Genomic DNA, 12,964 nt, shown 5'->3' with positions numbered 1-12,964 from the left:
TGCCTGAATTGTCGGCAGGCTACTTGGGTGACACAATGAAGACCTGGCAACTTACACTCTTTACACTTCTATTGTTAGCCACAATTGGCATCACAATTTATATCTACAATAACCGCTTTACTGAAAAAACTAAGTTCCATAGGATACCGATTACTGAAGAAGCCATTATCTATGAAGCCCCCCTCAAGGATAAAGAAACAATCAACATCCTAATTTTGGATGGTGGAGGGGTTCGAGGTCTTATCCCACTATATGTTCTTCAATATATTGAACGCCAAGTAGGCAAGCCTATAAATGAAATATTTGATGTTTTCAGTGGAGTATCCACCGGAGCTATTATTGCTACAGGAATCAACATTCCCATGAAACAACTACGTGAACAATATGGTGACTACGGCTCAAAAATAGACCTACTGATAAAACTTTACAAATCTGAAAGTAAATATTTATTCTCAACACCCTGGTATCATAAAATATTGACTGGAGCTGGAATGTTTTCACCGAGGTTCATGGGAGATCGACTCCATCAAGTTTTAAAATTTCATTACTCAGAAAGCTTAAAATTTACTGATTTAGAAAAGCCAGTCATTGTGCCTTCTCTTGATATCTACACTGGAAGGGTACATCTTTTTAAAAATTATGGTGAAGAAATTGCTGAACTCCCTTCAAACAGTGTCTATCAGCTAGTGGTTGCTGCATCCAGCGCGGAAGGGGTATTCCCTCCTGTAGACTTTATAACATCAAGCAGGGACCTCAGTCATCGATATTTTGCGGATGCAGCGGTATCAGAAAATGATCCGACCAGCATGATATTACTGAACATTGTTGAAAAATATCCAAATAAAAATTATTACATACTTATAATGGGATCGGGCACCCCGCCTCTGCGTAGCGCAAAGGACAGTTATCAAGACATAAAAAACTGGAGGCGACTGCAATGGTTTCCTGACATCATCACAGATGTACAACGATCTATGGATACGCAGCAGCTCTACGCTCTAAGAATTGCAAAATTATTATCTCCAAAAGGGAGGATAGAATTTGACTACTTAAACGTAAAAGTAAACAATCCCAAAGTCGGAATTTTTGACTACGAATCAATCCATTCATGAAAAATTCATGCAGATAGATTAATAGAAGAAAATAAGCCGGAAATTGATCAAGCCACTGAACACCTAAAGGAGAGATCAGAATAGAATGGGCTAAACGCCTATAATTTCGACCCCGCTTGAGCCAACAAGCCTACCTATTTATATTTTCTTACCACTAAAATTATGGCTGCCCCTTACGAGGAGCAACAGGATTTTCCATCTTTTTGAACCGGTGGGCATGCAACCGTTCCATAAGAGCAAAATACACAGCAATCGCCTTTCTTGGGGCTTAATAGCTCTCCACAACTCTTGCACTGATAGAACCATTGGCAGGCATCAATCGGCATAGTTTCCGTATGATTATGACCACATAAAGGGCAGGTGATCCTGGAAGTTAAAACCTGTGCACTTCTTATCATATCAATCCCTTTAACATTTGTGACTTAGGCTATAAAAACAAGTCCAAAGTTTCTAAAGTAGTAACCTGACAACGATATTTAAATACAATCTATTAGCATCTGCGTTAACTCCTCTGGCTTATCAATCATTACATCATGTCCACATTGAATAGAGCTGGACTGCCATCCGCTATCCCGCTGTGCTATTTCATAAAATGGCTTACCAATTCCCGGAGCCCACCCTGTTGCATAGATATAAATGCGATCAGGAATTAGTTTCCAAGCCCCCTCTAAAAAGATTGGTTGCTCAAAGGTCTTGAGGGGCTGGTCTACACTGCGCCTATTAACCCAGGCCTGATCATGAATATTTACTCCAAAGTTTTTAGCCTGATCTGGGGCTACCAGAAAGCCTTTATCTGTAGATCTCGCACTTTCAAGTAAGGTAGAACCTATTTCCTTAGGTAAGAGTTCTAAAGTGCATAGCCCGCTCTCCGGTACCAAGGCATCAAGATAAACAAGAGTGCGGACATTGCTGGGTACCTTATCAGCAACACCGGTAATGACCACTCCCCCATAGCTATGACCACATAAAATGATGTTAGAGAGTTCTTCCGATTCAATGACAGCAAGAACATCCTGAATATGTGTGTCCAGGTCAATCTTATCATTTAAAAGGTGAACTCTCTCTCCTAGACCTGTTAATGTGGGAGCAAATACTAAATGGCCAAAATTACGCAAGCGATCTGCAACCCGCCGCCAACACCAACCTCCCTGCCAAGCGCCATGTACCAAAACGAAGGTTGCCATCGGTTGCCACCTTTATGTACGTAATGAATTTACATGTAATAACCGGCCAAAGAGGCTGGTAAGAAATGACTTGGAAAGCAGTATTTCATGCTGTCAATACTAAGGAAATGGGCCACCTATATTCAACCGCCTCCCTCTCATTATATGGAAGCGGTTGAGAATATTTATGTTACTGACATGAACTCTGCTCCCAGTACTGGGGTGCAGCAGTGGGAGACCACCAGTTTGGCCCGTAGGTGGAAGTATATACCTCGCCCTCAAAAGTTACACGATCACCAGACTGATAGGCCTCATCGCCTGCGTAGGGCTGCTGAAATTCCGGACAGGAAGCTGCCGAGTCGCCCTCTGTACTGGTAATGTCATCAGAATTGTTATTAGAGATATTACCTGATCCCGTATCAGAATCGCTGTTTGATTCACCCCCTGCCGTTTCACAAGTGGTTTCAATCCAAAGTGATGGCGCCGAGCTTGGAGACCACCAATTGGGCTCGTGTTTGGATTCGTAAGCGATACCATCAAAAATAACGATATCCCCAATCGCGTAACCCGGATCACCAGCGTAGGGCTGCTCAAATACTGCACAAGAGGTAGTCCCAGTATTCCCACTACCTTCGGTGTTTCCAGTATCATCTGAATCGTTGTCATTGGTATCTGAAGTACCATCCCCCTGATCAGCACTAAGTTCGTACCCAATCTCAACGTTTCTCAGGCCACTATTTTCTAGCAGATAAATACTATTAATACCGTACAAGGGTTCAAAGCTGCTGCTACCATCATAATCACCAGCTCTTATACTGGTTTGCTCTCGGTTAATTAATTCAGCCAAGTCGTGAGACCAATTTTCTGCGATCCCTTGCTCACTTGACATAATCTCCAGAAGTGTAGAATAAGAGCTATTTTCTCCGGAGCTATCAAACACACGGGTATATACTTTGTCTCCAATATTTAAGTCTTGTGTTGGATTAATTGTGCCTACAGCACTCCACGCAGTGTTGGTAACATTATCACCATCAAACTCAACATCGATGACGTTATAAAAAGCATTCACTGTATCACCAACATCCCAAACAGCGAGGATGACATGGTAACCCTCACGATCTGGAACCTGACACTCATGTGTCATATTTGTTGGAGGTTGCTCATAGTTTCCATCCACTACACAGAAGGGATCAAGATCAAACTGATCACGGGCTAACGACGCGTTAGGATTCCAGTTTTCTTTGGTAATATAGTATTTCCAATCTCTGCTTACATGGTTCGCAGTGAAGTGCCATTTAAAGGTTTGCCAACCAGAACTGATATAATTCTTAACCCAGCGATCAGAAGACTGTTCATTTAGCTCTGACCAGGAGCTATTCCCCGCACTGGCAATCTGCCCATCAGCGGGTCCACTTTCCGGGAAACCTTCATTACCCTCTACACTTTGTGGTTCCCACTGAACTGCACCGCAGTTTATATTCATCTCTCCAGAGTCGAGAGGATATTTACATAGTGTCCCACGTGCGGATGCAACCCCGCCATCAGCAGCTTCTACATAACCATGGCCAAGTACATTAGAGCTAATTCCAGTTAAAACTACAGCCATTAATGTATGACTAAAAAAAGGTTGTTTAAATACAGAAGCTAGTTTGGTTTTTCGGTAAATCATATCTTTGCCTGTTATTCAATCTTGTCCGACGTCCTTCCCCAGTTAAGCTAGATCCTTCACTTACCGAAGCAGGTTTTACTTCAGAAGTAGCGTTAGCGACAAAGCTATGGACCGCCACTGATTAACACGGTTCCTAGAAACCAAGCAAAAAACCATTTAGATTGAAAATAGAACCCTGCTCTCACTAAAATTCATTAAAAGCAATATAAAACCACTTAAAAAAGCCAAGAGAGCATAAAAAACTGAAATTATGATTCGAATTCACAATGCCTGGATAAAATTAATGAACACTAACGACAATTACGGCCAGATTAGTGGCGCAAAAAAACAAGCCAATAAAAAACAAGGAGCAGTAGCCATGTTTTCCATATTTCCTGCACAATTACGCTGTAAAATATCCGCATGTGGAGGCCCATCAATAGTTATCTTCTGCCCTCAAGTACAATAAATCCTGGTGACTGACAGGCAAACCGCGCACAAAAGATATTTCACAACTCTACTTCGGTCCAATTCGAACTGGGAAATAAAATAAAATCTGAGCAAGCGCATCTACGTATAGTTGAAAGTCTGCAAGTGTAAATAAATAGATCTATATAACGTCAATTGTACCCTGAGAACTCTGCCTTCTAAGTGAAAAACCCAAAACCACTAACTGAAACCACACGCCTATACTTTCGAACAGGAAGGACATGATCTCCACCTTTAAAAACTGAAAGAACTCACCAGCAAAATCCCAAGCAATATTTCTCTTTCAATTTGTAATTAACTGATATTGATCAAGGTCACTGCGTGATGTACGGTTATATTGACAGTGACCAAACAGTCACATAATTGATAATTATCCGATATGGAGGCAATGTTATGGCAGTTCAGCTAGGTGGTAATTATGCTGCTTATCGATTCAGACCGGAATGTACTTGGGTGACAGGCACCAATGCAGGAGAGCTGCGTTCTGACGGTTATGGTTCCTGTGTAGGTCTAGTACTCTATAGCGGCGCCCCTAGAAAGATTGGTGTAGTCGCTCATTTTTCAGGATCAATGCAAGCTCCGCAGGTAAGAAATGATGCCCTTGAGATAATGGCAGCAGTCTGCCCTATTGCACCGGGTAGAAAGTGGCGGGGATGGGTATTTGGTGGCGTATCACTCAATGGTAGCTCTTCACATCAAACCATGCTTGGAAATGGATCTAGCTTGACACACACACGAGCGTTAGTTGATACCGTACGTGGCGTGTTGGAATTTAATCGCATGTTTGATGTTAATTTTAACATTACGAATACTGAAAGATTTAATTTCACTACCCAGGGAGTTTTCACTGAGATGACTTTACGTCAAGGTGGAAATTATGTTGGACATCAGGGTGTTAAGTTAGATCTCGCCAGCGGAAAAGTAACCTGGGATGATCTCAATCATGGTTCAGGCAACTCGAAAGCCAACAAGATGATTAATTCTATGTTTTGACCTTCAAAATTTGACCTGGCAGATATCTCACCACTGCTGTCAGGTCAAACCTTTCAGACCCAATTTTTATGAAGATGCCCACTTTATGAAAACATCTTTTATCCTCAATCTCTTGCCTTATAACTTTTGCAGAATTCAACATAATAACGCGAAGATATCAACAGATAAAAAGATGTAGATGCGCTTATTATCAACCAAACATTTGATATAAGGTACAAGCTCCATAAGTATGCCAAAAATGGAAAAGTAAATATAATTAGCTTATGAATACCAGCTTTTGTTATATGAAGCCCTGCATATATAGAGACCAAAACTGATAAAGATGCACATACTAAAAGCAGCGAAGAAGACTGTAATGTCTGCATTAATAAACCCAGTAGGATAAAAACTATCAGCCCAAACCAACGGGTGTTAGGCTCAAGGGCTCCCATACTGATAGGCGCAGCCATATAACTAACAATATGGTACCCTGTTACTATTACCATAAGTGCTGCCCAACTATCCGCATTAGCCAAAACAATAGCTGCCAATACCCAGTTAACTAGAATGGATCGTCTGGAAATATTGTGCACTGGATCTAGCACCGCTAGCCAGCGAGGCATTTGCCCTACCTTGGCCATCGCAAATAAAATCCTTGATGAAGCTCCAAGGTACGTATATCCAGAAGCTGAGGGGCTAGTGATACTATCTGCAAGTAATATTAACGCCAAAAAGTGCAGGCCAAGCAGAGTGGCTAGATCTAACAGTGGTGAAGCAAAATTCAACCCCTGCCAGCCACCATTCTCTATCAACACCTGATGTGGAACGGCCTCCATAAAAGCAAATTGCAATGACAAATAAACCAAAGTAATGATTACTATCGATAGTGTTATCGCCAAAGGGATATTGCGTTTAGGATTTTTGATTTCACTAGCAAAAGCAACACTTACTTGAAATCCATTGTAGGAATAGATCAAACCTGCACCAATAATGGCTGAAAAGGCACTATGGAACTCAAACTCCTGACTGGAAGGAAGAGAAAAATTTGAGCCTATGTGATTTCGGGTAAAAACTACAATGAGTAATACTGTCAGAGCAAATAGTGGAGTAAAAATCTTGAGTACAGTTACAATATTATTGATTTTAGTTAGCCAACGAATACCATAAAAATTAATCAGTAGATATAGCGCTAAGATGCTAAGGGCAAGTAACTTTCCCCAAATGGTAAGACTATGACTTTCAATCAGTAAAGAAGAGCCAATAGCAGAAGAAAGATATTGTGTAGTAGCCTGAGCCTCCGTTGCAACTACCATTAGAATGCCAAACCAATTGGCAAAGGAAAAAGGCATACCAAAAATACTGTTATAAGAAAAAGCACAGGCTTGAGCTAGTGCACCTCGGACCGGATAAATCGACACGACACGCGCAAGACACAAACCTACCATCAAAACTAAAACTGCTGCGAGTATCCATGCTACAAATGCCCAGTTACCTGCATATCTAGCCGTTAATTGGGCGCTAAACAGCCAGCCCGAGCCTATCATGCAAGTTGCACTGAGCAATGTTGCGCTTAGCAGCGTCGCTTTTTTCTTACCACCCTTCTTATGATGCATATTTGGTAGATTTTTATAATTTATATTTTGAGTAGATCACCATTTTACGAATCGAAGAATATCAATAGTTCTTATTCACCCATCTGATCAAAAAAATACACACAAGCTTTTGCATCTACTTATCTACAGTTCGTAGCGTCCAATAGTTTTTTTCGACCTTATATAAAATTACCAGATTCATAACCTCTAAGAAGTTTTAAAGCCTAATATTTAACTATTGACCCTAGATATTCTGTGGTTAACAAATTCAATACCGATTAATTGAAGCACCTAGTATACTGTTTAACTATCAACCGACATCAAATAAGGATCATTCGTCGTGTAATACCTCTAAAAGGCATAGAATTCGTCATTTATCTACTGATATATTTATATTTTCTATCTACCTTTAGCCTACCCAATAAGAAAAATATATTTGATTAAAATATCTATACTGGTACAAACATATTGCAAACGTATTAGGGTCACAATTGATAGCAAATAACTTTTGGGGAACTCACCTGTATTGGCTAACATTGGATTCAAGACTTTAAGTAAGTATCAACAAAATATAGCCATCATCTTAATAATTATAAAACTAAAAAAACCGGCAGCTCATATGGCAATGTAATACTATTAATTTAACTATCTGCAACTGTTTCAATAGATCGGCATACAAGTTCATCTTTTGGTTTTAAAAAATTGTACGATCACCACCTTAAATTGATTATGCAAGACAGTGAAGTATTGTAAGGTTTCCTCTGAAAAATTATTAAGTTATTTTTCAACCAATTAATATCAATCAAGGATTGATTCAACTTCCATTCAAACATCTTCCCTAGCTTAATATTTCAAGGAAATGAAATACCTATACACACAAACTAAAAAACAGAACCCCTTACTTTTGTTGAGCATTAGATTTCAAACATTGTTAAAGAATCTAAAACTACAGCTATCGAGAAATTTATTAAGATAAATGTTACAGCAACAAATAATTATGTAAAACCTTGCACAAAAGTAGTACATTTTATTGCTAAATGGCACATCCCCAAAAAATTATTGGAGAAGAAGAGGATTTCCTATCAAAAGCATAAACACGATATAGCCAACCAACAGATAGACTACGAAGCTATCTAATAACTTCTGAGCTTTTCACCATCCTGTCTTGTGCTGTTTCCTATTTCTCCTCTGCCGGCAAGTAAGATACAATTCATAACCCACTAAATAATCTCGACGAAAGTTATGGTCGGTCACTTTAAAATTTAAAAAGCGACCAATTTCTGTACTTCAATGCGTAATATGAATTATTGAATGCAATAAATTTACTTCAGCTAATGAGGTAACGGTAACCCGTAATAAAATGTCTTCGCAGCCGACTACTACCATCTAATTTGTACCCTAACTCCGAATAGATTCCCAACTTCAGCCCTCCTTTTCTTGCTGTAGAAAATCTGTAATCGGAAATGATGCCCCATTTCAAACAGAAACCTTTGATTAAGTTGTCCCAGAAACTTTCACCGCCCCCCTAAACAAGTACCTTGCTCTTCCTATAGTTAGTACCTTTGCCAGCAAGTGCTCGATGGGGATAGTATAAAAGAAGACGTTTCCATTGGGCTCAGGAGGGAAAAATTCATAACATGCTTTCTAGCCGATCAGTGGGCTTTGTGCCTCTTTTAAGCGCAGAAAGGCAAGGTTTGATCATTGCCAATGATCACCTGTTAATCTTGACATGAATCGGCTCTTAATTGTCGGTCTTATTTTTTTGTGATTACGTGAGGCCAACCAATTTCAAATTATGTAATAGCTCTCAATAATCAAAGATATCATTATAAATAACTAAAAGAGATTTAAGAAACTTGGAAATAGCTTTTTGGAATAAGAGTTATCGACACCTATTTAAATACAATATCTGACACACAGGCTAAATGAAATACTCGATGAAATTTTTTCCACATTGAATGTTATAAATTTAATAATGATCTATAAGGAGACCTCCAATTCTTCTAATGACAAACTAAGCTTATTTAGAGCTTTAAAATATGGTTTTCTTATAACTGAGATATTAGCTCGCACTCGCAGAGAGATCTAATGCAACTTTTTACCAAAATATTGACCAATGTATTTACTCCAGTAAAAACTCCAAAAAGTTTTGTACAGCAGTTTTTAAAAGAGAATGATACTGTAACAACATTAATGGTTTATCGCTTTAAAAAATATGGAAAGGAAGAAATTACGAGTTGCTTGAGCATACTTTATGACCTAGTAGAGCTAACTTCTGCTCCTCGCTCTAAGCCTTATTATCTTTCTCAAATAAAAGAATTACAAAATCAGGCAACCAAAAATTCAAGTAGAAATTTTTTTTATAGAAACCTAGAAAAGATGAGGATCCCAATTTACATTCATTTCAGCGAGGACAGCACCTACTTCATTATTAATCACGAATTCTTCTCAGGATATACGGGGCTGCTGGTTGTTAAATGTGCAAAATATATATTACAAGGAGAAAAAGCCAGATCCGAAAAATATTATTTAAAGTTAAAAAGACTCTACCATGGGAGTAGAAATCGCTCACTTTTGAAGTACTCAATAGATTTTCTCAAGGCCTTATTTATCATTTCTGGACTAATTTTGTACAACAGGAGGGATCCTAAAAAAAATCCTTTTCATTTGAAGGGGTATAGAAATACAAAAGGAGACGTTGACGATATTGTAATGATATCGGCTAAAGTGAGAGCTGAAGAACCTTCTCTTGAGGATATCACCGAAAAGTTACTCGTTTGTTTTACAGAATTTATGGGCAGGAAAAAGGCAAATATAATAATAACACAGGAATTTACACAAAATTTACCCAAACAACACATCATTCAGAAAAAAATCGGCAATACTGCTTGCGGGTTTAAATTTTCCTTCAGCACACTCAATAAATCTGCGCGTCAGCAGATTCATCTATTGCAGAAATATGATATAGCCTACTACGGAATGGTTTTACTTGATGTTCTTGGAGTGAAGAAAAGATCTGACCAGCCGGAAAAAGTAGATTTTATGCTGAGTTACTTACCCATTGACGATGATGACTGCATTGCAGTCTATGCAGTCGCTAGAGATACTTTGAATTTTACTATCAATAAATGTGACAAGGGGTATTGGATAAACACCACAGCCAATAAAGCGGCCTTTGACATAAAAAAATAATCTTTTTCTTAAGGCAATTCTCACTTGAATGTAATGTGGCGGACATCTAATGGCTGGAGGCGTATTTTTCACGGATATTGTGAATCATATCTTAATAAGAACCAGTAAATTTCTATTTTGATATAATTCTAGATTCCAATAAAAATATCTCAGGAAGAATTATAACCACCTCAGCCAATTAAAAATCAGTTAATCCAAATCGCCTGAACTCACGAGTACTAAATTCATAGTATCCGTTAATTTTCTGGCAAATGTACTGGTAGTTTGGGTTATTTAGCTTTTCAGTCTTTGAGACTGACTTGTCATTTTTCTCAGCCGGTGCAACCTCATCTTGATGATAAACAACGGCTTTATCTGCAAAAATTGGTTCAACATTTAATTCACTGATAATTCTGTAAGCCATATCAATATCATCATACCCCCATGTACCATCATAAAATTCGTCAAACATTCCCACTTTGATAATATCTTCTTTTTTATAAATCATATTACAACCATAGAAATGGCCCCAGGGTTGCTCCGTATCAGGTAAGCCTTCTATCTTACCTATCCTTCTATCTTTTGTTAACCCATAATTCGATGGGCTTTTAAATCTGGGGCAGGCACTTAGATGTGTATCAGTGCCGTCGATCATATCAACCTCAACGTCCTTGAAGTGAATGAACTCCCTCAACCCAGTCATACAGATGTTCTTTCCCTTTTTATTAATTATATTATTAATCAGCATTAGGTAATTGGAGGATGGAATGCAGTCGCTATCTGTAAAAACACACCAGTCATATTTAGAAATCCTTACCCCTAAATTTCGAGCAGAATTAAGGGCAAAAGGATTATCTAAGATCTGGCGATAAAGTAAGGTTAAATTCAACTTGTCTTTGTATTCCTTATAACAAGAATAAATACCTGAATCACTTGAATTGTTATCGACAACAATAACTTCGAAATCTTCTTTTGGATAATTTTGGACAGAGAACCCTTTCAGCATGTTGCGCAAGAGACCCGAATTATTATAACAAGGGGCGATTATGCTAAATCTAGACTTCATAATATCAATCGTTCCCTTGCTACCATTAAGTTCACTTTCACTACATAATGCTCAATAAAATATTTAAGCAAATTTAACTTCCTCCCTGTAGCTGTAATTCAGAGATTTACCTTATGGGTAAGCTCCCATTCTCGCCTATCATCCGTGTACGCCTAATGATTATCAAGGTGTCAACTTCTTAAACAATATTATTCATTGGGATCTTACTTGTGCAGTAGTATAAACATAATATTTGCCTACTCAAGATGAAATTCATGCAGCTTGACAGCTAGCGATCTACAATAGAGTCGGGCTTGTACACAGATCAATTCAGATCACAACCTATAGATATTCACTAGTGTTATATCCATGAATACAGAAACCAATATTTCGCCTTTCAACTATAGATTGCATCTCAAGAATTTAGGGGTTCACATTCTTACCCCTTAAAGGACAATCCGGCATATACCAAGAGGATGTTGATTTTTTATATCACAATTATTATGAAATATTAAGTAATCATGATCAAACTTGCCCTAATACACAAAGGGAGTCTAAAGCCACGGTTATTATTAGTAATGAAACCCATATTTAACATTAGCATTCATACCAATGATTCGAGAATACCTATGAGTAGTCGCCCACTAAATAAGTGTTAAATTTCACGCAATAAAGAGCCTACACTTCATTAGTCGAAACCAGGCTCTAACATGTATTTCCCTCTTTTGTATTGTACAAAATCTACTTTTTAGGGAAAGTGACTAACACCATGAACTGCAGACTTCCCACAACCAATAAGTTAGAAAAATCGAACATATCCATGTGCTGAGTATTTCTTAATGACGCAATAACTTCTTACTTTGGTGCCAACATTCTTCCCCTTACCCTGCCTACCCTACACGACTTTACTTACGCTTAAAGCGACCTGGTTTCTTTATGGTGTTCCACTTCACTTCTATAGATTCTAATTCATCATGTTTTTCTACACTAGTAGAATCAGAACATGCCTAGTCAGGGTTTACCTGATCATACAGAAACTTATATCTCGTACTTATTGGCAGCTATTGTTTCGACGCTATATATTAGTCCGCCAGAACCCTATAAATCAACATACAACTTTACTCCAATATACCTGATTTTTTTGTATTCCGTTGTTTAGGATCAGACTTCTTCTATTTTTTTGTGGAATTGGATACCAACAGGTCGGATCTCTAGTATTTTAAAAAATGCATTCAATGACAATACAGCTCTCAGTGTATACGTAAGTAGCGTCTCTCTGCCCCTATCTTTAACAAGGAAACACCAGAAATTTCAGCCTCTTCTATAAAATGTGAACATTCAACTGAGATAGAAAATTATCCCAAGAGTTTTAATGTATATTTTGATTCGCCAAATCTCACTTAATGTATAAATCATACATATCTCAGCAGGAAGACAAATAATACCCCACCAGAATAAAATTACTCAAAGAGCTCAAGTATAGGTTCGAGCAGGTAGAAAAATATTATAGAGGTTGTAAGGGTACAGAGGTTAGAGGCAGTACTTCGCGAATAGCCAAAACCCTTCGGAAAATCTTTAATAGCATAATTATGCCGTTCAGAGTTTGTTATACCGATCTTTCAGGAAGATTTGTATACACCATTATGAATTTAAAGACTTAGATAGCCCTGCAAAGCCATACCTTGGTTACAAATTATTATTAGAGACATAAATCTAAATAAAGCAACCAGACATCCTCAAAATTACTTTACATGTAAAATATAATGTGACCT

The 12,964-nt window shown here is 38.2% G+C and carries 9 protein-coding genes; 4 read left to right on the top strand and 5 right to left on the bottom strand.

What is annotated here, in order from left to right:
- The first annotated feature begins 35 nt into the window (after positions 1 to 35).
- A complete protein-coding gene (locus ACJJIV_RS18265) occupies positions 36 to 1,112 on the top strand; it encodes a patatin-like phospholipase family protein (RefSeq protein ID WP_444889860.1) in 1,077 nt (358 codons plus the stop codon).
- Positions 1,113 to 1,285: 173 nt separating this feature from the next.
- Here the strand turns inward: ACJJIV_RS18265 and ACJJIV_RS18260 are convergent, their stop codons facing one another.
- The 3 genes from ACJJIV_RS18260 to ACJJIV_RS18250 form a co-directional block, all read right to left on the bottom strand.
- Positions 1,286 to 1,510: a GDCCVxC domain-containing (seleno)protein gene (locus ACJJIV_RS18260; protein ID WP_444889859.1), complete on the bottom strand. Its 225-nt coding sequence runs from the start codon at positions 1,508 to 1,510 to the stop codon at positions 1,286 to 1,288.
- Between the two features lie 78 nt (positions 1,511 to 1,588).
- A complete protein-coding gene (locus ACJJIV_RS18255) occupies positions 1,589 to 2,296 on the bottom strand; it encodes an alpha/beta fold hydrolase (protein ID WP_444889858.1) in 708 nt (235 codons plus the stop codon).
- Positions 2,297 to 2,465: 169 nt separating this feature from the next.
- Positions 2,466 to 3,944 carry a lytic polysaccharide monooxygenase gene (locus ACJJIV_RS18250; protein WP_444889857.1) on the bottom strand — a complete coding sequence of 493 codons (1,479 nt, stop codon included), beginning with the start codon at positions 3,942 to 3,944 and terminating at the stop codon, positions 2,466 to 2,468.
- Between the two features lie 283 nt (positions 3,945 to 4,227).
- Between ACJJIV_RS18250 and ACJJIV_RS18245 the strand changes: the two genes are divergently transcribed.
- Together ACJJIV_RS18245 and ACJJIV_RS18240 are read left to right on the top strand one after the other, a co-directional pair.
- Positions 4,228 to 4,392, top strand: coding sequence for a hypothetical protein (locus tag ACJJIV_RS18245; RefSeq protein WP_444889856.1), 165 nt, complete (start codon positions 4,228 to 4,230; stop codon positions 4,390 to 4,392).
- A gap of 413 nt (positions 4,393 to 4,805) precedes the next feature.
- Positions 4,806 to 5,405, top strand: a complete 600-nt coding sequence (locus tag ACJJIV_RS18240) for a hypothetical protein (RefSeq protein WP_444884315.1) — start codon at positions 4,806 to 4,808, stop codon at positions 5,403 to 5,405.
- 104 nt (positions 5,406 to 5,509) lie between these two features.
- On the opposite strand, the gene ACJJIV_RS18235 is transcribed toward ACJJIV_RS18240, so the two are convergent.
- Entirely contained in the window at positions 5,510 to 6,997 is a 1,488-nt protein-coding gene (locus tag ACJJIV_RS18235; RefSeq protein ID WP_444889855.1) for an APC family permease, read from the bottom strand.
- Between the two features lie 2,067 nt (positions 6,998 to 9,064).
- Between ACJJIV_RS18235 and ACJJIV_RS18230 the strand changes: the two genes are divergently transcribed.
- A complete protein-coding gene (locus ACJJIV_RS18230; RefSeq protein ID WP_444889854.1) occupies positions 9,065 to 10,168 on the top strand; it encodes a hypothetical protein in 1,104 nt (367 codons plus the stop codon).
- A 178-nt stretch (positions 10,169 to 10,346) separates the two neighbouring features.
- Here the strand turns inward: ACJJIV_RS18230 and ACJJIV_RS18225 are convergent, their stop codons facing one another.
- Positions 10,347 to 11,213, bottom strand: a complete 867-nt coding sequence (locus ACJJIV_RS18225; RefSeq protein ID WP_444889853.1) for a glycosyltransferase family 2 protein — start codon at positions 11,211 to 11,213, stop codon at positions 10,347 to 10,349.
- Positions 11,214 to 12,964 lie beyond the last annotated feature (1,751 nt).

The sequence above is a fragment of the Microbulbifer mixtoriginis (SeqCode) genome, assembly GCF_052466765.1.
The sequence above is the reverse complement of the archived record's forward strand: the minus strand, read 5'-3'. Positions and strand labels throughout refer to the sequence as shown.